The 26,949-nt window shown below is 42.0% G+C and carries 24 protein-coding genes; 21 read left to right on the plus strand and 3 right to left on the minus strand.

What is annotated here, in order from left to right; genetic code table 11:
- Positions 1 to 183: 183 nt before the first annotated feature.
- On the plus strand, positions 184 to 351 hold the full coding sequence (locus AC5JQI_RS13715) for a hypothetical protein (RefSeq protein ID WP_493912565.1): 168 nt from the start codon (positions 184 to 186) through the stop codon (positions 349 to 351).
- Between the two features lie 76 nt (positions 352 to 427).
- On the opposite strand, the gene AC5JQI_RS13720 is transcribed toward AC5JQI_RS13715, so the two are convergent.
- Positions 428 to 1,672 (minus strand): tail fiber protein, encoded by a 1,245-nt coding sequence (locus AC5JQI_RS13720; RefSeq protein WP_493912566.1) that lies wholly within the window; start codon positions 1,670 to 1,672, stop codon positions 428 to 430.
- A 593-nt stretch (positions 1,673 to 2,265) separates the two neighbouring features.
- Between AC5JQI_RS13720 and AC5JQI_RS13725 the strand changes: the two genes are divergently transcribed.
- From AC5JQI_RS13725 to AC5JQI_RS13820, 20 genes are all read left to right on the plus strand, one after another.
- Entirely contained in the window at positions 2,266 to 2,715 is a 450-nt protein-coding gene (locus AC5JQI_RS13725; RefSeq protein ID WP_237386366.1) for a phage tail protein, read from the plus strand.
- Between the two features lie 39 nt (positions 2,716 to 2,754).
- A complete protein-coding gene (locus AC5JQI_RS13730; RefSeq protein WP_493912567.1) occupies positions 2,755 to 3,822 on the plus strand; it encodes a phage tail sheath family protein in 1,068 nt (355 codons plus the stop codon).
- 25 nt (positions 3,823 to 3,847) lie between these two features.
- Positions 3,848 to 5,263, plus strand: a complete 1,416-nt coding sequence (locus AC5JQI_RS13735; RefSeq protein ID WP_493912568.1) for a phage tail sheath family protein — start codon at positions 3,848 to 3,850, stop codon at positions 5,261 to 5,263.
- A gap of 59 nt (positions 5,264 to 5,322) precedes the next feature.
- On the plus strand, positions 5,323 to 6,567 hold the full coding sequence (locus AC5JQI_RS13740) for a phage tail sheath C-terminal domain-containing protein (RefSeq protein WP_493912569.1): 1,245 nt from the start codon (positions 5,323 to 5,325) through the stop codon (positions 6,565 to 6,567).
- Between the two features lie 15 nt (positions 6,568 to 6,582).
- Positions 6,583 to 7,041 (plus strand): phage tail protein, encoded by a 459-nt coding sequence (locus AC5JQI_RS13745; protein WP_493912570.1) that lies wholly within the window; start codon positions 6,583 to 6,585, stop codon positions 7,039 to 7,041.
- Complete coding sequence (locus AC5JQI_RS13750; RefSeq protein ID WP_493912571.1) at positions 7,038 to 7,220, plus strand: DUF5908 family protein; 183 nt, start codon at positions 7,038 to 7,040, stop codon at positions 7,218 to 7,220. Before AC5JQI_RS13745 ends, AC5JQI_RS13750 begins: the two co-directional genes overlap by 4 nt.
- On the plus strand, positions 7,217 to 7,909 hold the full coding sequence (locus tag AC5JQI_RS13755) for a CIS tube protein (protein WP_493912572.1): 693 nt from the start codon (positions 7,217 to 7,219) through the stop codon (positions 7,907 to 7,909). Before AC5JQI_RS13750 ends, AC5JQI_RS13755 begins: the two co-directional genes overlap by 4 nt.
- Positions 7,906 to 9,522: a phage baseplate assembly protein V gene (locus tag AC5JQI_RS13760; RefSeq protein WP_493912573.1), complete on the plus strand. Its 1,617-nt coding sequence runs from the start codon at positions 7,906 to 7,908 to the stop codon at positions 9,520 to 9,522. The genes AC5JQI_RS13755 and AC5JQI_RS13760 overlap by 4 nt, the downstream gene beginning before the upstream one ends.
- 10 nt (positions 9,523 to 9,532) lie before the next feature.
- Positions 9,533 to 9,955, plus strand: a complete 423-nt coding sequence (locus tag AC5JQI_RS13765; RefSeq protein ID WP_115827059.1) for a GPW/gp25 family protein — start codon at positions 9,533 to 9,535, stop codon at positions 9,953 to 9,955.
- On the plus strand, positions 9,952 to 10,377 hold the full coding sequence (locus AC5JQI_RS13770) for a contractile injection system spike tip protein (RefSeq protein WP_493912574.1): 426 nt from the start codon (positions 9,952 to 9,954) through the stop codon (positions 10,375 to 10,377). Before AC5JQI_RS13765 ends, AC5JQI_RS13770 begins: the two co-directional genes overlap by 4 nt.
- A gap of 84 nt (positions 10,378 to 10,461) precedes the next feature.
- The gene (locus AC5JQI_RS13775) at positions 10,462 to 12,654 is read left to right on the plus strand and encodes a baseplate J/gp47 family protein (protein WP_493912575.1); all 2,193 of its coding nucleotides are present in this window, start codon (positions 10,462 to 10,464) and stop codon (positions 12,652 to 12,654) included.
- Complete coding sequence (locus AC5JQI_RS13780) at positions 12,647 to 15,553, plus strand: baseplate wedge protein (RefSeq protein WP_493912576.1); 2,907 nt, start codon at positions 12,647 to 12,649, stop codon at positions 15,551 to 15,553. Before AC5JQI_RS13775 ends, AC5JQI_RS13780 begins: the two co-directional genes overlap by 8 nt.
- A 57-nt stretch (positions 15,554 to 15,610) precedes the next feature.
- Complete coding sequence (locus AC5JQI_RS13785) at positions 15,611 to 16,744, plus strand: tail fiber protein (protein WP_493912577.1); 1,134 nt, start codon at positions 15,611 to 15,613, stop codon at positions 16,742 to 16,744.
- Positions 16,745 to 16,835: 91 nt separating this feature from the next.
- Positions 16,836 to 18,482 (plus strand): contractile injection system tape measure protein, encoded by a 1,647-nt coding sequence (locus AC5JQI_RS13790; protein WP_493912578.1) that lies wholly within the window; start codon positions 16,836 to 16,838, stop codon positions 18,480 to 18,482.
- A 36-nt stretch (positions 18,483 to 18,518) separates the two neighbouring features.
- Positions 18,519 to 20,606, plus strand: a complete 2,088-nt coding sequence (locus AC5JQI_RS13795; RefSeq protein WP_493912579.1) for an ATP-binding protein — start codon at positions 18,519 to 18,521, stop codon at positions 20,604 to 20,606.
- A gap of 72 nt (positions 20,607 to 20,678) precedes the next feature.
- Positions 20,679 to 21,560 carry a Pvc16 family protein gene (locus AC5JQI_RS13800; protein ID WP_493912580.1) on the plus strand — a complete coding sequence of 294 codons (882 nt, stop codon included), beginning with the start codon at positions 20,679 to 20,681 and terminating at the stop codon, positions 21,558 to 21,560.
- 245 nt (positions 21,561 to 21,805) lie between these two features.
- Positions 21,806 to 22,804 (plus strand): Insecticial toxin, encoded by a 999-nt coding sequence (locus tag AC5JQI_RS13805; protein ID WP_493912581.1) that lies wholly within the window; start codon positions 21,806 to 21,808, stop codon positions 22,802 to 22,804.
- Positions 22,805 to 23,439: 635 nt separating this feature from the next.
- On the plus strand, positions 23,440 to 23,736 hold the full coding sequence (locus AC5JQI_RS13810) for a helix-turn-helix domain-containing protein (protein WP_493912582.1): 297 nt from the start codon (positions 23,440 to 23,442) through the stop codon (positions 23,734 to 23,736).
- Between the two features lie 243 nt (positions 23,737 to 23,979).
- Positions 23,980 to 24,300 carry a hypothetical protein gene (locus tag AC5JQI_RS13815; RefSeq protein ID WP_493912583.1) on the plus strand — a complete coding sequence of 107 codons (321 nt, stop codon included), beginning with the start codon at positions 23,980 to 23,982 and terminating at the stop codon, positions 24,298 to 24,300.
- A 261-nt stretch (positions 24,301 to 24,561) separates the two neighbouring features.
- On the plus strand, positions 24,562 to 25,392 hold the full coding sequence (locus AC5JQI_RS13820) for a hypothetical protein (RefSeq protein ID WP_493912584.1): 831 nt from the start codon (positions 24,562 to 24,564) through the stop codon (positions 25,390 to 25,392).
- Between the two features lie 60 nt (positions 25,393 to 25,452).
- Here the strand turns inward: AC5JQI_RS13820 and AC5JQI_RS13825 are convergent, their stop codons facing one another.
- Both AC5JQI_RS13825 and AC5JQI_RS13830 read right to left on the minus strand, forming a co-directional pair.
- A complete protein-coding gene (locus AC5JQI_RS13825) occupies positions 25,453 to 25,581 on the minus strand; it encodes a hypothetical protein (protein ID WP_272903029.1) in 129 nt (42 codons plus the stop codon).
- Between the two features lie 222 nt (positions 25,582 to 25,803).
- On the minus strand, positions 25,804 to 26,571 hold the full coding sequence (locus AC5JQI_RS13830; RefSeq protein WP_493912585.1) for an SDR family oxidoreductase: 768 nt from the start codon (positions 26,569 to 26,571) through the stop codon (positions 25,804 to 25,806).
- Positions 26,572 to 26,949 lie beyond the last annotated feature (378 nt).

A 26,949-nucleotide genomic window follows, 5' to 3' on the forward strand; every position in this document is an offset into this window, starting at 1 on the left:
GATTCTTATAACAGCCGGATAATTTCGCAGAATATAGGCACCGGATGTTAATGACTCCGGTGCCTTATTTTTGTGGTGGACGTTTCTTTCTCAACGTTTCAACGGTTGATATAAGACTGAGTAACTGGATACGGTAAAGTCAATGGTCATCGGGTTGAACTGGGGGAAATTGAAAATACGCTGATGGCAATCGAAGGTATACGCCAGTGTGCGTTGGTCAAAGCCAGTGGTTCATCTGATAGCCTGGCTGCTTATTACGTCAGTGATGTACCCCTTGATGAAACTGATTTGCGCCAGCGTCTTGCCCAAACGCTACCGTCATTATGGTGCCGGCTGTATGTTCCTAAATAATTATTTAGGCTTCACAATGTCAACTCAGGAGGCAGGTAAAACCTACCCCCTATCACAACTAAAAAAAGAAAATGAACTACAACTTAATGATAAAAGCGAGAATATAATATGGGGGTACCACATTAACACTATGAGAATGGCTGTCTTGAGTTGCTGAGGCTCCATGGCTATGCGATCTTCCCCCTCCTTCTGACCCTGAAAAACTCCATTTATAACTAGGACTCCTCCCACTCCTCTCATATATAGCTTGCCCGTCCCCCCCTTCATTCCCCGCACTTTTAATAGAGTGACTGTGCGATGGGATCTCAGAAAGTGTTAGGGTATGCCCGTTAACATTAACTCTAATGCTGGGGGTTTTTGTATCTGAAGTTACATTAAAAGACTTGGCATTATTATTCCCCTGTACCTTTTGATTATTGGTTTGATTAACATTGGTAAATCCGGTAGAGCCAAGTACAAATCTATCCCGTAAATCCGGCCTTCCACTTTGGCCATCACATAATGCCCACCCTTTTGGCATTTCAGACGCAGTTCCGGCAAACATCATCACCATCCCTTTCTGGAAGGTTTGCTCAGGAGTAAGGCCAATACCATTTCCATTTACTTGAATACCATTGCTGACAACAACTTTTAAACCATTATTTTCATCCGCACTTAATCCACTATTGGCTGCGAGTTTAACACTCATCCCTTTGGCATTAATTTGAATACCATTGCTGACAACGGCTTTTAAACCATTACTCTCATCTGCACTTAATCCACTGTTGGTCGCAAGTTTAACGCTCACCCCTTTGCCATTAATTTGAATACCGTCCCCGGCATCAACAGATAACCCGCTATTGCTTAACGCCAAACCTCCGGCACTACCGGAAGTTTGCCCATCAGTACCTTGACCACCGCCACCATTGACTTGTGAGCCTTTCGCCAGTTTTAACGACACATTATTAGTGCCGACAGCAAGGCCGTTCCCCTCACCAACGCAGATACCATTTATTTTATACACCAACCCGGAACCAAGGTCGGTTGCTAGCATGTCCTTCACGCTAATTAACGGTGCATAGTCAGTGGCGGTACTGCCTGGATTTAATTTAAGTTGCAGTGTTCCGCTATCATCCAGTTTGAATCCATCACCAGAACCTTCTTGATCTGAGGCTTGCCCTGTGGCACGTAGCCCGACATTTGCCATATCAATTAAATCAGAAAAATCAGTTTGCAATGGAATACTGCCCGATTTAAAACGTTCTTTTAGTGCATCTGCTAGCGGTATTGCGTTTATTTTAGCTGTAAACAAACTTTCCGAATTACGATTGTTATCAGTCATTTTATTCTCCAAATTGATGAACATTTATAACATTGTCGGAATATTTTTCAGGACACAGAAGGACTCTTCTTGTATATAAATACATTTATCATCTTTTTTATTTGAATGTTTTTTTGTTCCTATTTTCCAAGGTAAGAATCATCACATAACAACCACGCAAAGTTCCGATATTTCCGGTCATAATAAAATAGAAACCTCATTGAATATTTTGGCATTTTTATAAAGTGATCTTTGGTGCGTTAGTCCTGAATGATCATATCTTCATCATTATATAACTTTATGAAAATGCTCTATTAATTCATATTTAATTCACCGCATCAGGTATAAAAAATAACAAGTTTTAACAGACAAGACATAATATCTTCATCTTTATTTACATGTAAATAAAGATGCATAAAAAGCAAATTGCATTATTGGCAATGTACTCATTATCGCTTTTTCGGCACGATGACTATCGATGTAATCATGATATTGCCAAAAAAATTCAGAATGATATTTCCTGTCATTTTGTGGCGGTAGCTTTATCTGAATATATTTTCTTTCATCCTATCTTAATTGAAATCAATCATAACCATTTCTTAAAAGAGGCTATTATGTCTACAAGTACATCTCAAATTGCAGTTGAATATCCTATTCCCTCTTATCGTTTCATTGTTTCTGTTGGGGATGAACAAATTCCATTTAATAGTGTTTCAGGACTGGATATTAGCTATGAAACCATTGAGTACCGTGATGGTGTAGGTAATTGGTTAAAAATGCCCGGCCAACGTCAACCGATCAATATTACTCTGCGTAAAGGTGTTTTCCCCGGCAAAACTGAACTGTTTGATTGGATTAATTCTATCCAACTTAATCAAGTTGAGAAAAAAGATATTACCATCAGCTTAACCAATGATGCAGGCACCGAATTATTGATGACCTGGAATGTTGCTAATGCTTTCCCTACCTCGTTGACTTCCCCTTCCTTTGATGCCACCAGCAATGATATCGCCATTCAGGAAATTAGCCTGATAGCTGATCGCGTAACCATGCAAGCTGTTTAAGGCATTACATAGTTAATCATTTTGTATAAAGGAATTTTTATGACAACCGTTACCAGTTATCCCGGCGTTTATATTGAAGAATTAAATAGCCTGGCTTTATCTGTATCAAATAGTGCCACAGCCGTTCCTGTTTTTGCCGTGAATAAAGAAAACAAACATTTTAACGGAGATACTGCATTCCGGATTAATTCCTGGATGGATTATCTAAATTTGGTTGGTGACTTTGACAACAAAGATAAGTTGTCAGTTTCTCTGCGGGCTTATTTTACCAATGGCGGAGGCTACTGCTATCTCATCCAGACTCAGAATTTAGAAAAACTAATTCCAACCTTAGATGATGTCACTTTGCTGGTTGCGGCGGGTGAAGATATTCAAGAAGCCGCAACAAATTTATGCAAGCCAGGAAAGGGGTTATTTGCCATTTTTGATGGCCCTGAAGAAGCATTGACTATCGATGGTGCAGAAACGGCCAAAGAAAAGTATGACGCCACAGCATTTGCCGCAGTTTACTACCCGTGGTTGAAAGCAGATTGGGCAAATATTGCCATTCCACCGAGTGCTGTTATGGCAGGGGTTTATTCCTCCGTCGATTTATCCCGCGGAGTGTGGAAGGCTCCTGCCAATATCGCTCTGAAAGGCGGTCTGGAGCCTGAATTTTTGGTCACGGATGAATTGCAGGGCGCATACAACTCCGGCCGTGCCATCAATATGATCCGAAATTTCAGCAATACCGGTGCCACCGTTTGGGGGGCAAGAACACTGGAAGACACTGACAACTGGCGTTATGTCCCTGTGCGCCGACTGTTTAATACCGTCGAGCGGGATGTTAAGCGCGCCATGAGTTTTGCCATGTTTGAACCTAACAGCCAGCCGACCTGGGAACGCGTCAGGGCGGCAATCAGCAATTATCTTCATAGCCTGTGGCAACAAGGGGGACTGGCGGGTAGCAAAGAAGAAGAAGCTTATTTCGTACAGATTGGCAAGGGCATTACGATGACGCCAGAACAGATTAATCAAGGGCAGATGATTGTAAAAGTCGGCTTGGCTGCTGTTCGACCTGCGGAGTTTATCATTCTCCAGTTTACGCAAGATGTAGAACAGCGTTAATCATATTGATTGATGAGGAATTATCATGTCAGCTAATCTAAAAGCGCCCGGCGTTTATATTGAAGAAGATGCTTCCCTTGCATTGTCTGTCAGTAATAGCGCAACTGCCGTGCCTGTTTTTATCGGTAAATTTACCCCGAAAGTAGCGGATTCAGCCCAGGTCTGTACCCGTATCAACAATTGGCTTGAATTTACTTCTGCTTTTTCTCTGGCACCAGTAACCGAGATTACCATTAAATCGGATATTGAGCTTTCTTCCGGCGATGAAGTAAAAGAAGAAGTTGAAAAAAAAGAGACTGAAGCCCAAGAGACTCCCGAAGCCAAAGCTGTCCCTGCCACCGAAGATCCCAAAAAATGGATCCACAATATTGAGAGAATCAATCAATCTCCAGCCGTAGAAGCCTTGAAGCTCTATTTTCAGAATGGTGGCGGGGCTTGTTATATCTACTTATTGGACGATATTAATGACGATTTGGCTTTGGCTGCCATTCCCGAATTGATTGAGCAAAAAGGGGATATTACTCTTCTGGTTTGTCCAGAAGAAGATCAGGGTTATAAAAACAGAGTCTACAACGCAGTCAGCTCCTTGTTGAATAGTGATAACAAAAAAGTGGGCTATTTCCTGATTGCAGATAGCCTTGATGGTAAATCGGTGTCTGGCATGGCAAATAGCACCAAGATCGCCGCCTATTATCCTCAGTTGGAAACAAACCTGAAACTCTCCACCTTGCCCGACGATCAGAGCATTGTTATCAGTGGTTATGAGAATGAATCAGGCAAGAACAAGCTGAAAACTTTGGATAAACTTAGGGAAACAGATAAAGAGCTGGCACAAGAAATTGATATCAGGTTGCAAGAAATACAACAAGATAATCTCACCCTTTCACCCAGTGCTGCCATAGCAGGAATTTATTGCCAAACTGATAGCCAGCGTGGCGTCTGGAAAGCCCCCGCCAACGTGGCACTCAGCGGAATCAAGGGCCTGACTGATAAAGTCGATGACGAACGGCAAGGCACCATGAATGATAATGGCATCAATGTTATCCGTTCATTTACCGGCCGTGGCTTGATAGTTTGGGGGGCGCGTACTTATGCTCAGGACGGTGAAATTAATTGGCGTTACATTCCTGTCCGTCGCCTGTTCAATTCCGTTGAACGCGATATCCGCCAGGCACTGCGGGCTGTGTTATTTGAAACCAATAATCAACCGACCTGGATGCGTGCCAAGGCCGCCGTTGACCAATATCTTTATTCCCTTTGGCAAAAAAATGCCCTGATGGGGAACAGCCCGGAAGAAGCCTACTTTGTCCATATTGGTCAGGATATCACTATGTCTGATGCTGATATCAAACAAGGCAAAATGATCATGAAAGTAGGTCTGGCCGCAGTACGGCCGGCTGAATTTATCGTTCTGCAATTTACGCAGGATGTCGCTCAGTAATCTCCATGATTAAATACAGGCACTGTATTAACAGTGCCTATCTAACCATTTTGGAGGAGATGATGATGGAAAGAATTCAACCGGGCGTGACCTTAACAGAAAGTATCATTACCACAGGCCAGCAAGAGATACCCAGCGCAGTGCCCGTATTTATTGGCTATACCGCCCATAAACCACAGCAATTGAAACTACAGCAAGCAGTAACCGCAGTGCGTATCGACAATCTGGCGGAATATCACCAGCTATTTGGTGACGATCATCTGATGGCGTTGGCAGTCAGGCACTATTTCGATAATGGCGGGCAACGGGCTTTTATTTTACCGCTGCAAGGCAATATCCCCTCAGCAAATATCACCCAAGCGGAAGCCGAAACCCTGATGACAGCATTAAGCTCTGATGCGGTAACCGAAGCCATTGGCGGTGAAACACAAATTACCCTGATTTTGGCACCGGATATCGCCCGGCTGAATGACAGTGTGATTGAGGATCAAAACACCTTAGTCAATCTGTGGTCTGAAAGTTGGACGACACTGCTGCAACTGAGCCAAATCCGTTCCAACCTTTTTCTGCTGCTGGATGCGCCGGATGAAGTTGAACAAGCTCACCAATGTCTGAAAGATTTATCATCAGAGTATCGTCAATGGGGAGCGGCCTATTGGCCTCGTCTGGAAACCACTTATCAGGACGTATCCAGCAAAGATACAGCCAACAAAAAAGATATCGTGCTCTCTCCCACCGCCGCCATCGCAGCACTTATTCAGCGCACAGATAGCAACGTCGGTGTGTGGAAGGCTCCGGCCAATATTGCCCTGTCTCAGGTTATCCGGCCGGTTAAATCCTATCTTCAGGGGAGTGTGCTGTTTAACGCCAATGGCACTTCGCTCAATGTGATCCGCAGTTTCCCCGGCAAAGGCATACGCGTATGGGGATGCCACACGCTGGAAAACACAGACAGCACGCCATGGCGTTACCTGCAAACCCGGCGTCTGGTTTCTTATGTCACCGTGCATTTGGCGCAATTGGCCCGTATGTACCTCTTTGAACCCAATAACGAACTGACATGGATGAAATGCAAGGGACAAAGTTACAACTGGTTACGGCAATTGTGGTTACAGGGCGGCTTGTACGGCTCACGGGAAGATGAAGCATTTACTGTGCTGCTAGGAGTCAATGAGACGATGACCGAAGAGGATATCCGTGCCGGAAAAATGGTCATGAAAGTCGCCCTGGCCGTATTGTCTCCCGCTGAATTTATCGAGATCAGTTTGGTTTTTGATACCCAGACGGGAGCGCTTTTGTCTTAAGAAGGAAAGAGCACAATGAACGATTATTACACCCCCGTGGTATCCCACCGTTTTATGGCGAGTTTTATTTTCAATGGCATTCCCAATCCGCTGGATATCCGCTTTCAGCGCATTTCCGGCCTGAGTCGGGAGCTTCAGGTGACCCAGCATAGTCAAGGTGGCGAAAACGCCCGCAATAACTATCTGGCCGAGAAGATCCAACACGGCACATTAACGCTGGAACGTGGCGTGATGACGGTTTCTCCTTTGACCTGGATGTTTGACCGCGTATTACGCGGAGAAAAAATCGCCTATGCGGATGTGGTGATTATGCTGTTAAACGAAAATTTACTGCCCGTATCCAGTTGGACACTGAGCAATGCCTTGCCGGTACGCTGGCAAACCGGCGACTTTGACGCGAACAGCAACGCCATTTTGGTGAATACCCTTGAACTGCGCTATCAGGATATGTGCTGGTTGGGAGTCAAAGTATGACAGTAGAAATCAGAGAGTTAATCATTCAAGCAAAAGTGGTGTCATCAGCGAAACAGACTGAATCAGACCGACAAGGCCATTCGTTGATTCAGGAAAGCCTGGATGAAGCAATCCTGATTGAAAAAATTAAACGCGAAGTGTTGGCCGCATTACGCGATGAGGAAGGGTGGCGTCCATGAGTCTGATTGAACGTGGTTTAGCAAAGCTGACCATTAATGCTTATAAAGACAGGGAAGGGAAAATACAGGCAGGCACCGTACAAGCCATGTATAACCCCGATTCCCTGCAACTGGATTACCAAACGGATTATCAACAATCTCAGGCTATTAATAACGAGAAACAAAGTAGTATTTATGTACAGGCCAAGCCCGCAGGGTTATCCCTTGAGTTGATTTTTGATGCCACGATGCCGGGTAGCAAAACCCCCGTTGAAGCTCAGCTAATGCAGCTCAAACAACTGTGCAGTGTGGATGCCACCAGTAATGAAACGCGATTCCTGCAAATTAAATGGGGAAAAATGCGTTGGGAAAACCGCGGTTATTTTTCTGGCAGGGCGAAAGGTCTGTCTGTGAATTACACCTTGTTTGATCGTGATGCCACTCCCTTGCGGGCGCGGGTCATTCTGACACTGGTGGCGGATGAAAGTCTGGTTTTGCAGGAGACAGAACAAAACCTGAAATCGCCGGCAAAAATCGCCTTACGGGTACAAGATGGCGTATCGCTGGCGCTGATAGCAGCCGGTACGGCATCAACTCTATCCGGCGGCGTCGATTATTTGACACTGGCCTGGCAAAACGGTCTGGATAACCTCAACGGGTTCGTACCGGGTGAAATATTACAGGCCACCAAAGGAGAAGACGCACCATGAGCCATCAACTGAAAATTATTGCAGATGGCAAGGTATTGTCTCTTTTGGCTGCCGTCGATGTGGATACCTATTACCGTGTTAACAGCATTCCTTCGGCAACACTGAAACTCAGCCTGCCGGACAGGCCATTTTCCTCTTTCAGCCAGACAGACGTACAGGCAGAACTGGCCCATTGTCAGGTAGGTAAAACCCTGCGTCTGGAAGTGACTGATGGCAGCCGGAAATCGGTGTTGTTTAACGGCCTGATTACCCGTAACACATTGAAGATAAAAAATAAGCAATTAATGCTCACGTTGCTCGTCAAGCATCGCTTGCAACTGATGGTGGATACCCAACATTCACAACTGTTTAAAGACAGCAACGAAAAATCCGTCTTAAACACCCTGTTGAATCAGGCTGGCATCAATGCTCACTTTGAACGGATAGCCGCATTGGATCAAAAGCATGAGCAGATGGTGCAATTTCGCTGTTCAGACTGGCGTTTTCTGCTGTGCCGGCTATCAGCCACTGGCGTATGGCTGTTACCCACGACAGAAGGCGTTCGGCTTGCCCAGCCTGAATCCCTGAAATCGAATTCAACCTATACCCTGAAAAGCCGGGGGGATAAGAAAAAAGATATCGTCGTCAAAGATGCAAGCTGGCAGTTTGACAATCATCTTAACCCCGCTTCATTGGAAGTCAGTGGCTGGAATATCAGTAAACAACAGGAATTATCCGGCGGCCGCTACGGCAGTGTTGCCGTGGGAAAAGCAGCACTCTCCCCTGACAGGCTGGCGTCTTTGAATAAAACAAGTTGGGACATTCGCTACAGCAGCCCGTTAACCACCCAAGAAAGTGGCTATCTGGCACAGGGGCTATTGTTGAACCAGCGCGTATCTGGCGTCACAGGCGAATTCCTGCTTAAAGGCGATGGACGTTATCAGTTAGGGGACAACATTCAATTGACGGGATTTGGTTCACAATTGGATGGTACAGCCAGCATTACCGCGGTTCGCCATCGTTTTAACCGGCGAATTGATTGGGAAACCACCCTGAGCATGGGCTTACAGCAGGAATATCTGCCCGTGTTGCCCGATGCCCCCGAACTGCATATTGCGACGGTAGCAAAGTATCAGCAGGACAAGGCAGCCTTGAACCGCATTCCGATTATTCTGCCGGTGCTGAATCGCCCGAATGAATTTCTGTGGGCAAGGCTGGGAAAACCTTACGCCAGTCACGAAAGCGGTTTCTGTTTCTATCCAGAACCCGGTGACGAAGTGATTGTCGGATTCTTTGAAAATGATCCACGTTATCCGGTAATTCTGGGAGCAATGCACAACCCCAAAAATAAAGCACCTTTAGAACCCACCCAAGATAATCAGGAAAAAGTTTTGGTGGTTAAGCAAGGTGAAAACCAACAACAAATTGTCATCAATGGCAAAGAAAAAATTATCCGAATCAATGCGGGAGATAATCAAATAGCGCTCCAACAGGATAAAGATATTTCGCTGTCAACGAAAAAAGAATTAACACTGAAAGCGCAGACAATGAATGCCCAAATGGATAAATCGCTCAATCTGTCCGGCAAAAACAGTGTTGAAATCAAAGGTGCCAAAATTAATCTTACCCAGTGAAAGGTGAACAATGGAAAACCAAATACTGACACAACTCTATGGTCGTGGTTGGGCGTTCCCTCCCGCGTTTTCCCTTGAAAAGGGGGTGGAAATGGCTGAGGGGGCGGAAGATGTGCGCCAGAGTTTGCACATTCTGTTCAGCACTGAGCCGGGGGAACGCCTGATGCGCGAAAATTATGGCTGCGGATTAAATGATTTTATGTTTGAAAATATCCGTAACGAACTGTTTGCTGAAATTGAATCCCATATCCATGACAGCGTATTGCGTTATGAATCACGGGCGGATATTACGGATATCCAGGTCCTTCAGTCGCCAAACAGCAAAAATACCCTGCAAGTGCAGGTCATGTATCGCCTGCGGGGAAGCGATATCAATCAGCAAATTCAGGGAACACTGGCATTGAGTGAAGGTCGGGTGATGGAGGTGGTATGAGTGAGGCCATTGTGACAGATGGAGACATGCTCCAGTTTGATTTCAACTTTGGGAATCGACAGGTGACACCTTCCAGTCCAGCCAAGATCAGTGGCACAGGACATGCACAGGTAAACAGCAAAAAAACCTGTATTCTGGGGGATGAGAAACAAGTCAGGGTTTCTGCAACCTATATCACTGCAACACACACTACGCCGGGAACCGGCACCATTACCATAGACACACTGGACGCCAGCCAGCATGCTCTTCACTGTACCAGTGGCGCGGCTTTAATTATCAAGGGGCAAAAGTTTACAGCAAGATTTACGCCTCAATCACCCGCCATGAATAATACCGTGAACCCGCCGCAACCGGATGTTACAACGGCTTCATTGGGCAAAGGAAGTTTTATCACTCAGCAAAACTTTGCCACCGTGAATTAAGGTTTTGACTGAAACAAATCGAAATTAAACAGTGTGAATAATCCTTTATTCACAGAGAAATCTCTGTGCCACACAGGTGATATTATGGAATTAACTGAGTTAAATAATAAATTGTCAGACTTGGTGCCGATGAACGATTTTAAATTAGATAATCGAACCAGTTTGCAATTACTCCAATATATTGAAGAGTACACAGAAATAATTCCCTTCAATCAGGGTAATAACAAATGGAATGACTTTTTCTTTATGGCGAATAATACGCCAGAGAAACTTGCCGAATTATATCAAGGGGAAATCGAAGCCAATGGGGCATTATTACCTCATCAAGCTTTTCTATTAGCCGTATTACGATTATTGGAAACACCAATATCCTTATTGAATACTTTACCTGCGGCTCATCGCAATCTCTATTATCGGGCACTTTTAGGGCTGTCTCCCCGTCCGGCGCAACCCGATCAGGTTGCCTTGTCGGTGGAACTGAATTCAACAGTGACAGAACAACTGCTCACTAAAGGCACCTTGTTTGAAGCGGGACAAGATGAACAAGGCAATGCCTTACAATATGCACTGGATGCCAGTTTGCTGGCAAACCGTGGCTATATCAGTGATTTGTACTGGTTACGGAATAAAGAACAGCAGCAATGGGTTAGCGCGACCCCCTGGGATTTACAGGCACAGATAGCATTGTCATCTGATGGAATACGGTTATTCAGTGAAACGGATAGGGATAAATCTGTGCTGGGTGGCGTGTTGATCACTTCCGCACAGTTGGCGATGGAAGAAGGGACAAGAAAGATAACGGTTACCTTTGAGAAAGACATTGATAGCCAAAGTTTGCTGGCACAAATCAGCAGTGGCAACCAATGGCTGGCATTAACTTTAACTGCCGGGGGAAATAAAAAAGAAGTCATCCTGACGCTTTCAGATAAAGAGCCGGCAATCAGTGCCCCAGAGGATCTGGATAACCTTGTTTTCACCCAGCCAGTACTCCGGCTACAGGGAAAAGACAGTCAGGCATTGCCCGCGGTGACAGAACTCAAAGTGCAAGAAAAGACCATAAATGAAAACTCGTTCGAGACGTATCACATCACCCCCTTTGGCTATAGTCATGAGATTGAGCCATTGGAAGCAAACCCCGCTTTATATCTTGGTATCACGGATGTAGAACCGGGGCAAACCTTGTCGTTATATTGGAAATTAAAATCGCCGCAGCAACCCAAAACAGTTTTTTGGTATTACCTGAACCCAAAGAGTCAATGGGTTGCATTGGATGCGTGGGTCAATGATGAAACCAAACGTCTGTATCAGGATGGCACATGGCAAGTTGTTCTGCCCGCTGACGCCTCCAAACAGGCAACAAAAATGCCAGCGGGACGTTATTGGTTAAAGGCAATCGTGGTTATCCCCACACATGAAGGCTCATGGGGGAAAAATCCTTGGTTATGCGGCCTGAGCTATAACGCCCTGACAGCAACATTGGTAAATGCCGATAGCATCAGCAACAACCATTTCTTGACACCATTACCGGCAGGCAGCATTCAGCGTCCGGTTGAACCCATCATTGTCGTGGCATCAGTCAACCAACCTTGGGCGTCATGGAATGGACGTGTACCGGAAATCGACAGCGCTTTTTTTGAACGGGGAGCCCAACACCTGTCCCACCGTAACCGAGCCTTAACCTGGGGCAATATGGCAACATTGTTAAAAGAACGCTACGTCAGCATTTTTGATGTTAAATACCCAGGCAATGATGAACTCACCCGAGTACCGACATTGGAAGAACAGAAACTGACAATCATTCCCGCCAACCAATACAACGACAGCGATGACCCTTTGCGTCCGGTACTAAACCCGGCACGTCTGCAAGAAATGGCCGAGTGGTTACAGCAAAAAGCCTCTCCCTGGGCTGAGATTAAGATCAACAATCCCCGATACATTGAGGTGAACATCAATTACACAGTGGCTTTTAAGCCGGAGGTTAACAAAGATTTTGGCTATCGCCAGCTACGGCAGCAACTCAGTGAAGCATATATGCCCTGGAGCGTCGATAAGCAGCGACCTGTCATGTTGAATAACAGCATTAACTATTACCAGTTACTGGCGACCATTCAACAACAACCGCTGGTTGAGCGGGTCACCTGTCTGACGCTGTATCGGGCGGATGCAGCTAAAGGCAGTGATATCACTGCATCGGTGGAAGCCAAAGATAATGAGGTGCTGATTTTAGTCTGGGACGCAGACGATAAGCTGCAATGCCGAGGAAATAACGATGAATAATCAAGATGCACTGTTTCATGAAGTGAAAGACGATATTCACTTTGATACCTTGCTGGAACAAGCCCATCAGGTGGTTGACCAACAGGCCGGAAAACTGTGGAGCGACACGGCGGAACACGATCCCGGCATCACTTTTCTGGAAGGACTCAGTTACGGTGTGTCAGATTTGGCTTACCGTCATACCCTTCCCCTGGCAGATTTACTGACTCCTGTACCAGAAAAACAGAATAAAGAAGGGGGAATTTTCTCCAAGGACTTTGGCCCTCATAAAACGCTGACTTGCGGGCCAATCACTACCGATGATTATCGGAAAGCGTTGCTGGACATGCATAGCAGCGACTGTGACAAAAAAACTATTGACTGTGAAAAGAAAACGACTCTACAGGATAAAGAAGATTTTCTGTTCCGTAACGTACAACTGGTACGTGAACCGGAAAAACAGCGCTATACCTATTGGTACGATGCAACCAAAAGGGAATATAGCTTTGTCAGTAGTGAAGGGGCAAAAGAGTTTACGCTGAGAGGCAATTACTGGCTCTATCTGGAACCCACCCGTTGTACGCAGGAGAACCTGACAGCAGCTACCCAGCAATTGACAGACTTTTTGACCCAAAACCGCAATGTTGGGGAGTCAGTCAGTCAGGTTATCTGGTCACAACCGGTTGATTTTCCGCTATTACTGGATATAGAACTGGATGACGATGTACAGGATATCGCCGGTATTTTTGCTGCCGTCTATAGTACCGCAGAACAGTATCTGATGCCTGAGGCACAGCGTTACCGCACTGAAACGCTGCAAGATACCGGAATGCACAATGATGAAATCTTTGAAGGGCCACAATTAAAACATGGCTGGATCCCTGAATTGCCGACAGCCCGTGACTATACGAAACGGATCACCCTCAATCTTAGCCGGCTGGTTAATAAACTGCTTGAGATTAAGGGCATTCAGAATGTGAATCGCCTTCAGTTGGACGATAGCTTTGACAAGACCCTGATTGAACCGATCAAAGAGGATAGCTGGTCATGGTCAATTAAAGAAGGCTACTATCCTCGCCTGTGGGGTAAAGATCCGCTTTATCAACTGGCACAACATGATGGCCCGTTGAGGGTGATCGCCAAAGGCGGGATCAGTGTTACGGTTAGTGAAGACGAGATTCGGGACAGTTTACCCAATCTCCCCCTGATTCAGAGTAAACCAGTAATATTACCTTATGGTCGACATCGCGATGTGGGTCGTTATTACCCCGTCAGCGATATGCTGCCCGCTTGCTATGAATTACAGCAGCCTTTATCTGAAAGTGAACATGCCCAACGCTTGTTGTCACTTCATCAGTTTATGCTGCCATTTGAACAAATGCTGGCTTGCGGTTGTCAGCAAGTTGCCATGCTGCCACAATTGTTAGCTTTTCAGCGCGAGGGATATGAAGTCTGGGGTGATCAGTGGCCGTTTAAGCCGGGTTCTGTCAATGATGAAGCCCATCAGGATTACGCCCCCGCATTAAAGGCACTGTTAAAACAGATCGCGCTCGATAGCGATCACGAACTGGATATCGTCAATTACCTGCTCGGCTATTTTGGCACTGAACGGGCACCGAGTACCTTTACCACCCCCATCGATGATTTTCGCGCCGTGCAACAGGGCTATTTGGCTCAACAACCAACATTAACTTATCACCGTGCCAATATTCGGATTGATCAGGTTTCTTCGCTGCAAAAACGCATTGCCGCTCGTATGGGGTTAGGCGGTGAGCTGTTTGAACCGGAGCCTGACCTGAGCAAACTGCCTTTTTACCTGGTGGAGCATCGAGCATTGCTGCCAATCAAGCCCAATAGCCAGTTTGATAAAGAGCAGAAACCAGATTCAGTAACAGAAGAGAAAGAGAGCCAGACTGATCAGCATTATTTGGTGATTAAGCAAGCCGGTATTAATGGCAAGCTGAGACAGGGGCAAGTGATCAATTTAATCCTCTATGAAGGCGAACAGGGCAAAACCCAATTTACAGTGCGTGGTCAGATGATAGTCAAAACCGAGGGAGATCAATTTTGGCTGGACATAGGTAATAGCGCTCAACTGGAATACAATCTGGAACGGGTAATGACCGCCGCCAAAGCAAAAAAACTGTTCTGGCAAAACGGCGTAGTCTGGATGGAAGATATGAACTACCGTCTGGCCTACGATAGCGACCAATCCCAGAATGGCAAGCCATTGCCTGACAACCAACGGCGTCTGACCCGCACAGCACAAACCCCCTTTCCGTCCCTGATTGCGGTAGGTAATGAAATTACTCTGACCAAACATTTAGGGATAGTCGGAGTCACACAGGAATATGCTGATGAATCAGAAAAGTTACATGCAAAAGTCGTCAGCTTTGATCGCATCAAGGGCACCTTGATTATTGAACGTCAGGATAATTCGGCATTGGCGTTCCCGGCTCCGGAAGAAGCATGGCGATACAATTGGCATTTTTCAGGTGAGGAGTATGAAAAAACCGATCGTTTCTCATTTGTTATCAGCGTGGTGGTAAACAGTGATTTAATTAAAGTTCCCGGTGTTGATCCCTATAAATTAGAAGAGTGGGTTAAAGAAACCATTCTTACCGAGTTCCCTGCCCATATTTCTATGATTATTCACTGGATGGATCGGGAAGCATTTTCAAATTTCGGCACTACATACCAACGTTGGCAAAATAATGGTGCACCTTTGGGTGATTCTGCCTATTCCATTCTGGAAAGCCTGACATTAGGTAAATTACCTTCCTCTTTAAAAGGAATAGGGACAATGCGTGTTGCTACTCCACACCAAAGAGAGGAAGTTGTCGGTAAAAATAATGATCAGTGGAATACCGATAAGATAATTCAGAATGAATTATTCTATGTTCCGAAAGAGAACGAATAAGAAAACAAACACCTACCAGTCACAATTTTATATTAAAAATAGTTTATGGAATTAACCATGAAAGAGATTCGCTATTCTGCAAAAAGACAAGGTCAACAAACTTTATCTAATGAAAAAGGTGTTGGGCCTGAGACTGATAAATTAAAAGATAAATTTAAAGACGGTAGTATTCCTTTACAAACTGACTTCAACCAATTAATTGATATTGCAGATGTTGGTCGCAAAGCTTGTGGTCAGTCGCCACAACAAAATGGCCCGGGAACAGGGTTAAAGCTGGGTGATGACGGTACGCTTAATTTAAAAATAGGCTCTATTGACAATCAGGACTTTTCTCCATTAATCCTAGAGAAAGATATTTTATCTGTTGATTTGGGCAGTGGCCTGATTAATAAAACCAATGGAATATGTGTTGGTCAGGGCAATGGAATTACTGTAAATAGTAATGATGTGACAGTAAAAGCAAAAAACTCAACCATTAAAGTTGAACCTGCGGGAATATCTGTAGGAATAGGTTGGGGAGTCACTGTAGGCGGTGATGGATTAGATATTGTAGGCAGTGATGGCATTACTGTTAGTGCTAAAGGGGTTGCGGTTAAAGCCGGTAATGGTATTACTGTTAATACAAGCGGTGTTAGTATTGATACTAATAAGGTACTTCCCAGAGGAATGATTGTAATGTTCTCTGGCAACAGCGCTCCTACTGGATGGGCTTTTTGTGACGGTAATGATGGAACGCCAGATTTAAGAAACCGATTTATTGCCTGTGGTAATACAATGAATGATACAGGGGGAAAAAGTTCTAATTCATTGAATGGTTCAAAAGACAACAAAACCTATAGCGTAACGACAAGTAGCGGAAAATCTAATATCAGTGTGACTGTTAATGAAACTAAATTGACCATAGACCAATTACCTGAACACTCTCATCTTAATGGTATGCGATATAACTCTCATCAAGGTAATTTATATGGTTTGGAACAGGGACGTAATCAAATAACAGATGATAAGCTTATGAATGACAATACAACTGTAGTTAAAAGTGTAGCGGGTTATATACGTGAATTCAAAACTTCATTAGTAGGCTCAGGACAGGGACATAAACATACGGCCTCAGCATCTGATTCAGGACATACACATTCTGCAACTATTTCCACCCCTTATTATCTTTTAGCTTTCATTATGAAAATATAATTAAATTATCCCGATTTTAATTAATAGCAATGGGCACTAACAAATGCTCATTGCCCCCTAAAAAAGGCTTATTTCCAGGAAAATCTAACAGATGGATTTATCAGATCACTCAACGAGAAACGTTATATATAAGATAGTTTTTTCTATTGAGGTATCGAATTCCCATAGTAAAGAAATAATGGAAAGGTGTTCATCCCACTTCCATAAAAAACTAAGTAACATCATCAAATATAATATTAATGCGCTATTTTTATCAAAAAAATTAAATTTAAAAAAGATAATAATAAATTTAGGTCAAATTGAGATTAATTCATTTGAATCGGTAATATCTAAAAATCTAGAAATTGAATTCAAAAAATTATTTAGGGAATATTATCATCCCTCTGAATATACGCCTCTGATAGAGAAAAAATCTTACCATCAACCAATACGGGAGTTGGCATCTCTACGCTTATCTAATATTAATGGTGAAAAATCCCTGTTTGGGGATGCTGTCAATCTTCAACCCGCAATAGAGACCAAAAACAGCTTTTTTACAGAAACGAAAACTCAACTGATAGAAAAAGTGGATCATTACTTACGCAAGGGAAACTGGTCATTTGATGACAATAAGCATCATGCAACAAATAATTTGAATATTGATAGAGAACACTGGCAACAGATTAATCACTATCCACAACAATGGCTACCTATGTTAGCCAAACACTGCTTAAAACCTGCGGGGCTAAGTCGTTTAATTAAAATCTGCCAGCCAGATATTCTTAGTATGCTTTGCCAGTTATTTACTAAAACAATAACTTCCGAATTTGTTAATTATCCAGCGCAGGTAATCACAGATAAAAAAGTGACACCAGAAAAATTGAGTTTGGCGGCGGAATATTACCTGCAACATCAGATGAAACATACCCATGCCACACAACAAGCACTTGGATTGCAAACTCAAAATAAGCCAACACCGAGGACAAATATTACTCAGAATGATAGCCATCTATTACAACAGAATCACAATAAAACTGACATGCCAATGGATGCAGTACAGCCATTTGCACGCCAGCCCATACAAGCCCCCCCTCAATCAGCCGCCACACAACAGCGTCATGGTTTGATAAAGGAGATGGCAAAACAAAACCCTGCAACTTTACAAAACAGGCAGCAACACAAGGAATTACCGGAATCAGCTTTATCAGCGCAGATATCATCCATACAACCTGATCATGGAATTCAAACTCCATCAGCACAATCGGTTTTACCTATCAGCAATGCCGGTTGCATAATTTTATGGCCGTTATTGCCAACATTGTTCCGTAGCTTTGATTTATTGGATAAAAACCGATTTATCAGCCTTGAAGCGCAAAGAGAGGCTGTCTGTTTACTTGACTGGTTGATTTGGGCCGAAGAGGAAGTACCTGAATGGCGGCTGGCACTAAACAAAGTGCTCTGTGGACTCCCCATAAATGACAACTCGCTATCACGTTCACCAAAACCAGAACAGCGAGCGGCCATCAACCAATGGCTGGAAAAAACCCTCATGCAGCTTCCGGCCTGGAAAAAAATGGGCGCAAGCGATGTACGACACTTATTTCTGCAACGTTCGGGGGAATTGTGTGAATTGAACGGTGTAACAAACATCCATATTCAACCCGAAGTTTACGATGCACTGATAAGCGAATGGCCGTGGCCAATGAATATAGCGAGTTTTAGCTGGTTGAAAAAAACCATCACTATCACATGGTTATAACCCTCGATCACAATCATTTAGTTTGAGTAGAAATTTATGAATACAGCGTCCGTTTTCTCTGATTTATTTAAGCAAAACAATGACCCTAATCTGGCATTTTTATTTAGCCAACTGGAACGTATCGATCTTGTTCTTCAATACCATTTCCATTGCAGATCAGATCAGAGAGTTGACCTCCTTGATGAGTTCCTGCTAAGCGAAGAAGATGTTATAGCCAGACTGGATAATCCTCTGGGTAAACCTCATTGGCTCAACGATGATTGTCTGGCAATACCGCAAACCATCACACCCGTGGCGTCCCGATTAACTGACCTGATTGCACGTTTTGAACTGACTGATTTTGAAAGAGATGTTTTGCTGCTAGGTTTACTGCCCCATTTCGATAGTCGCTATTATCAACTGTTTGCACTGATTCAGGGAGAACAACAGCCCCGGCTTCCCTCTTTTGCGCTGACGCTGGAATTGTTTTGCCGCTCAGTGCCGGAGAAACGGGCACAGCAGGCCAGTTTCCTGCACCGATCCCCCTTGATTGGCTGCCAGCTATTATTCATTGATAGCCATCCAAAAACATTATCCTGGCTCCAGACATCCTTTATCACTGACAGCAGCGTATATCATTTTTTACTTGGACATCACTATATTACGCCAGCTTTAGAACATTGTGCTGAATGGATAACGCCCACAGAAATTGGCTGTTATCCCATAGGCTTAAAACAAGCATTGAATCATGTTCTGTTATCTGAGCGTGATGATATTCGACCTATTATTTTGTTACGGGGAATAGCTGGCAGTGCCAGAGCCTATGCGGTTGCCAATATGATGGCATCAGAACAGCGACAAACGCTGTTGGTGGATATGGCTAAATTGGTTGATAACGATGATAAAAATCTACTCTTCCACATAAAGCCTATTTTGCGAGAAACCCGCATACGTGGTGCCTGTTTATTGTTGCGAAACTTTTGCTTATTCGCAGAACAGAATAAACAGCTACTGGATTCTCTGTCAGCCTTATTGAATCAACCAGAATTAAGGGTTATTTGTCTGGTCGAACCCTATTCACCGTTAGTATGGCTGAAAAATATATCAACACTACTGATTGAGATGCCCATTTTTTCCTCGGTGGAAAAAGCCAGACTATTGACTGCACGCTTACCCAATAACTGTTCAAATGACATTGATGTCATCGCCTTAAGCCAACGATACGCGTTTAACCCCGAAACTCTGCCATTGATTTTACAAGAGGCGCGACTTTACCAACAACAGAGAGATCCTTCGGGTATCTTGCAGCAATGCGATATCCGCAAGGCCCTCAATTTACGGGCCCAGCAAAATTTCGGTCAATTGGCACAGAGAGTGATCCCTAAACGCTCGTTAAAAGATTTGTTGGTCTCCGACGAAATTGCCCGGCAGATACAAGAAATACTCACGGCAATTAAGTATCGGGAACAAATTTTGGCAGGAGGGTTTAAAGATAAGATTGGTTATGGCACCGGTATCAGCGCCCTGTTTTATGGTGATTCCGGCACCGGAAAAACGATGGCGGCAGAAGTGATTGCCAACCATATTGGCGTTGATTTAATTAAAGTGGATTTATCCACCGTCGTGAATAAATATATCGGCGAAACAGAGAAAAACTTATCCCGTATTTTCGATTTGGCAGAGCAGGATGCTGGTGTTTTATTCTTTGATGAAGCGGATGCCCTGTTTGGCAAACGTAGCGAAACCAAAGATGCGCAAGACAGACATGCCAATATTGAAGTCTCTTATTTACTGCAACGGCTGGAAAATTTTCCGGGGTTGGTCATTTTATCCACCAATAACCGCAGCCATTTAGACAGTGCTTTTAATCGGCGTTTTACTTTTATTACTCGCTTTACTTATCCGGATGAAACCATTCGCAAGAAAATGTGGCAGACAATCTGGCCTAAAAATATAAAAATCGCCCAAGATGTGGATTTCGATAAATTAGCCCAACAAACCAGCGTGACAGGTGCGAATATTCGCAATATTGCTTTACTATCTTCATTTTTTGCCGCAGAAAATAATCATAACGAAGTCAGCAATGAAAATATCAAAACGGCATTGGAACGCGAATTAGCCAAAGTAGGACGGTTAACTTTTTAAAATTCATATCATGGATATTAAATGCACTGATAATTTAATCGTTATCGCAATAATAAATTAAGAGGATTATTTATGTTAAAAACGCAAACCATTATTGATGTCAATAACGCAATGAAAACTATACTGGAAAAATATTTGGGTGACAAAATTGCGATTCGTTTTGATTTACCTGAATTGGATACAGTGCAATCTGATGCGATGGTGAGTGTCTTTCTTTATGATATTCATGAAGATTTACATCTCAGAACAACAGAATCCAGAATGTTTAATGCCTCTTCGGGGAGATTATTGCCGGGTTGGGTCAATATTAAATGCAATTACCTGATTACCTACTGGGAATCAACCAAACCCGCAATCGATCCCAGCAGTCCTGACAGCCAACCTGATAATCAGGCAATAAAAGTCATGTCGCAAGTCTTGAACGCCTTGATTAATAACCGCCAATTAACGGGAATTCCCGGTGCTTATACGCAAGTTGTGCCACCGAAAGAAAGCTTAAACAGCTTAGGGAATTTCTGGCAGTCACTGGGGAATCGCCCACGACTCTCTCTGAATTACTCAGTGACAGTCCCAATTAGCCTCACCGATGATGAAGATAATACAACTCCGGTACGCACCGTTTTTTCTACCGTGGAACAAACCGCTTCACTCAGTCAGGAAACGGTTAGCCATGCCTTGCGAGAATCACTTATTACAGAATTAGGTGGCGGGGAAAATATTCGATTAGCACTAAGCAAAGTAGAAGTATTCACGTCACCAACCAATATAGCTCAAAATAGTCAGACAAAAATGAGTATTTTGCTGTCTATATCAGGGATCACCCGACAAGAACATCTAACAGAAATAAACAATATTATTGATCATTGGATGACCAGCAAGAAAGTTATTATCGCTATTGATGGTTGCAGTGTCAGTGTTGAAAATATAGATAAAAATAATCTTATTGGAATTTGAATCATTTTTATCAAAGATAAGCATTAGGTATGACATAGTTGTTAAATCAACATCTAAATATTTATATTTATATTTATATTTATATTTATATTTATATTTAAATAATGAAAACGAACCTAGTTTTATCGCAAACAAAAATGATTACCCAATGCATCGTAAATTCTATAGTGGTAAAGACTCTATTTGTGAAATATTCATAGTATCCTCAGATTTTATCTGAGGCCATAATTAAGGATATGATAAACATGCCAATACATTCTGATTACCAGAGAAAACCTCAACAGAGAAATCACAATATCCATGAATCTCATTTCTCTGATGAAACGATTACACTTCCACATCATTCGGTTAATGACTCTATTATTCGTCAACAAGTTAAGAGAGAATTCATTTGGCAAGGCCATATGGAAGCAATTGAAAAAGCATCTAAAAATGGTAATTTTGCCGTCAGCTTTCGGGCAGCAGGTGCACCAACACTCAGAGCCTTAAGTAAAGGTGCCGCAGCCAAAGGGCATGATATTCTGGAAAAAACCATCAAACCCGGTTCTATCAACAAAGCATATCCCAAAGATCAAGCCCCTGATGTGATAAGGAAAGTACAGGAAGCGGGTATTGAAGGCTATGTCGGCCACTGGAATAAAGAAACCGGGCAGCTTCAAGGTGTCTATATGAGTCGCGATCACGGGTTATCAGATGGTCAGGTCAATGGAAAAATTTATCCCATAAATTTAGACAATCTCGAAGACAGCCTTTCAGCCTTGAAAGAAAAAGAGAACTGGGCCGCACTCCCTTTCACCGGTGACTATGATATGCATGACATGATTAGTTTCGCAGGGCAGCCTCATTCCGTACCATCCAACTCGCAAGACGAAAAAAGAATCATTGATCGCATTAACCTATATATCGCCGAATCTGACACAAACAGGCCATTTAACAAGATAGAACATAATGTTATCAGACATGGGCCTCAGGTAAGTTACCCTGCTTTTGCGATGGATCAAGAAAAAGAAGAGATAAAAAAGCACGGAGGTATTGTTAAAGCCGTTGCTGAACCCGGTGAATTTCCGGTTGCCATTGTCAGCAAAGGAAAATGGACAATTGTCAACAACAATAATGAACTCAATCAATTTTATAATAGTATTGGTGCAAAAATGAAAGTCAGCTGGAAACCAGGTGCAGAAAATCCCGGATTCGTTTCCAATTCACAAAAACCGGGAATGGCCAATTTTAAGCGGAAAAGATAAAATTAACTTCCGTGTGATCAAAGCCATATTCAAAACACAGATTTGCACAAAATATTTTACGGACTCTATTCAATTATCAGGCCGGCTTTCAAAATAAATTATTAATTGGGGCAATGTCAAATAACATGTTTAGAGAGACATTGTCCATTTTATTTGAGCATTATTAATATTCTATACTCGTCGCTTTCCATAATTTCAGCCTTACTGACTTACAACTGGAATATATTATAAATATATCAATATTAGTAAGAGATAAAAATAAACCCACAATTAACCCAGAGAGTTATTTATTACTATAACTCATTAACACATCATTAACCAAAAATAAAAACAACCCCATATATATTTAAGTTTAACTTATAGTTAATTCCTTGCATTCATTATGTATATTTAACATTTTATTATTATTCCATTAATTTTTGTTATTTGAATTTCCATTTTTATTTGTATATTAATTCATATAGACTATTATTGACAAATATCAACGTTTATATATGATTATTGCATAATTAGCTATTTCAATATGATGAGTTACTACATCAAATTAGGCATTTAAAATAAAAAATGTAACAGCTTTATTAATAAACTTATAAACCAGTGAATAAACTCTATTGCATTTTAAAAAAGGAACTCAAGTGTTTATTTCAAAAGAATTAGCAAATTTTATCATTGTAGCTAAAAACAAATCAATAAATAAGGCAACAAAGGAGCTTTTTATCACACAGTCGCCAATTAGCCGAAGCTTAAAAAAACTGGAGTTTTCATTGGGAGTAAAACTCTTTGTCAGAAAGAGTCAAGGATTAGCCTTAACGGAAGAAGGGGAGTATCTATACAATAAAGTCTTTTCAATTTATGAGCAGCTAAAGAATATAGAAAATGACTATAAAAGTCATAAATCCTATTCTAATAAACTTTATCAAAAAGACATATAACACTACTAAAAAGACATATAATTCCTTATGAAATTTTTATTTAACATTATATTACCACTAATTAGATGGTGATAAAAAAAATAAAAAAATACAAATAGGAATAAAAACATTTCATTCTGTTGAATTTAATTTCTTTTCCAACTCTATCAATTTTACAAGAGATAGATATCAATCGAATTCATTGTCAAACAGAATGAGTTATTTAATTACACATCACAGAATAACAAATAGCAGGGAAAAAACATGCCAAATGTTACGCTCTTTGATAAAGAAACCAATGCAAGAAAACAATCTCCTTATAAAAACGACTCAAAAATAGGAATACATTCGAATAATTTTAAGGTTCATTCAATCAAACAAGAGGGCAGAAATACCTATGTCTTGCTGAGTGATATTTCCTCTGATGCCGCCATAGATACAGATATAAAAGATATATTTTCAGGAAAAAATATGACATACAGTTATGACAACAAAAATGTGATTACAAGAACAATTGACAGTGCGGGCAGCAATTTTTCTGCTCAAGTCGCGAAACGTCATCGCTCTCAGTCACTGAGTAAATAAATGACTCTCTATTAGGTCATTAGTACTTTATAAATATGGTATTGTTAAAAATAATATTTATCGAATATCTCTACAAGGCATTGTAATGCACAAATTATTTTATCGCCCAAGAATAAAATTAATTTCAATCATTACTGGAAACATCTTCATTGCCTCTATTAATAAAGAATAACTTTTACCGAGCACCATTAATAATAAATCATCATTTTTGATTAAGTATGAATTGATCAAATAATCCTATTTAAGACATAAGGAATAATTATGCCTGTATATAAAAGCAAAGAAAAAGTAAAATATTCAAAAAAAAATTCATATAATACTCCCCCTGATAATCAACTTATTGTTCAAGATTTAATGCCTATCTCACTGCAAGAAACAGCAACACCACTCCTTACTCATGAATTTAAACAAGGTGATATTCTATATGGTTTAGATACACCAAGAGCTAGTGCTTTATCAAAGCTAGACAAAATGGGGTTTAAACGTAAAAGCACAGCCACAGCATCTTCAAATACATTACTTTCCAGATTCGGAAAATTATTCGGGAAAAAAGGAAAGATAAAAAATAATATATTGATACAAAATGACATAACAAATGCTGTCTGGGACGCCAGTAAACCAACAGAATACGCTAACGATAAAAACATCAGAAAAGAGTTGCATGATTACAACCGTGCAATTGGATTTAGAGAATTTTTATCTAGCCATCCTAAATATAATGTTAAAAATGGTGAACCATTTATAACAGCATTAATGACTAATCCGTCACCAAATGCAGCAGTACCACTTTGGAAAAAAACCAGTAAGGCCGGATTGGAGTATCAGTTAATGCACAGAAAAGCTCCTGTCCATTTTTTAGTTGATACTATTGGTGATGATATTAGTACGGTGATATCAAAACAGGGTCACGGCGCAAGTATAACATCCAGTGAATTACGCTGGCTATATCGCCATAAAGACACCGAAGAAGTTAAACAGAATTTAAAATTTTGGCGAAATGGGAAAGCCGTTCCCCACAGTGAAGTGTTTTCTGAAGAAAAATGGGATAGTTATTATCCTAAAAACAGATATCCCAAAATTCATAACCCATAAATAAATCAGTGTAACTACATTGAGCTGGCTAATTCAAAAAGAATTTAGCCAGCTATTACACTATACCCATTGGATTTCAAGATGCAGCGCGACGGCAAGGGAATGACAAATTCGTCGGGAACGAATTTGCCCAGCCAAAGGCTGGCCTCCGGTGAAAGGCAGGAGCCTTTCATTAATCCCCTGGAGCATAGATAATTATGTGACCGGGGTGAGTGAGCGCAGCCAACAAAGCTGCAACTTGAAAGACGACAGGTATATATAAATAATAATATGTTACAGCATACCAATCATATTCAATTCCGTAATGGACTTAACCGCTCCAATTATCAGAAAAAGCAAATGGATAATTGTCAACAATATTGATATATTTGAGCAGTTTTATAATAGTATTAGTGCAAAAATACCATTTACTTACTCAAAATCCTGAAAAGTCGGCCCTTGGAAATAAACCGCTTTAATATGGCAACTACGGGGTTGGGTAACAACAAATCGCAGGGTTTCCCACACAGAACGGCCGTTCAGCATTTGCTCCCCCATTTTTTTGTGATCATCCAACTCCTCATCAAAGCCATTAAGTTGAAAATCAGGAGGATAAAGCCCGGTCACGCGAATATTTTCTTTGCTTAAGTGATGAGCTAAATTCTGACTGAAACCGCTCATGGCATGTTTAGCGGCGAAGAATGCCGGATGAGCGGCGGATTCAGTAAATTGGGGAATGCCACAAACCGACACCATGGCGACAATATCGGCACCTTGTGATTGACGCAAGCTCGGTAATAACGCTTTAGTCAGCAGAATAGAGCCTGTTATACCCGAATTTACCGTACTGACGATATCGGCATCACTGTCATCTTCACCCAAATGCCCTTCCAGCCATTGGGCGGCACTTAAAATCAGGATATCAATGGGCTGCGTGTCTCGCAGTAACTGATCGGCAAAATGATTAACTGATTGAGCATTACTCATATCACATTGATAGCCTCGCGCTACGCCATCTTCATTGCGAATAATCTCACATGTCGCTTCAGCACTGGTTAATTGACGGGCACAGAGATCAACATGTGCACCTTCACGAGCCAACCAAACAGAAACTGCTTGTCCAAAATCGCGGCCTCCACCTGTTACCACGACTCGTTTACCTTTTAACTTACTCGATCCGTTAACTTCATTGAACATCATGCTGGCTTTCCTTATTTCAGTTATAAAGCTGGATGAAGAACAATCGTCCCTTTTGGGAAAGCCAATAATACTTAAAAACACCTACTTATTTTTGTCTTTTTTGGTCAAATCGGTGATGGCCATGTAAGCGCTATATTAATACCCAAATTCTGGATTTTATACTGAAATGACTATCAATTACAGTATCTATCTTGTTGATCAAAGAGTTCATTATGTGTGTCCATTTCCCAAATGATTTACGCCACCAATGGCTTCAATATTAAAATAAATATTTAAAAAATGACTTTAACATAGTGTCATAGCTCCATTTCTATTTTCTGAGCGATGGAAAAAGAGACCTAATTTATTTTTATTATTGAGATAAATTCAGATCATAAT

It is taken from the genome of Xenorhabdus sp. XBWT, from assembly GCF_059072735.1.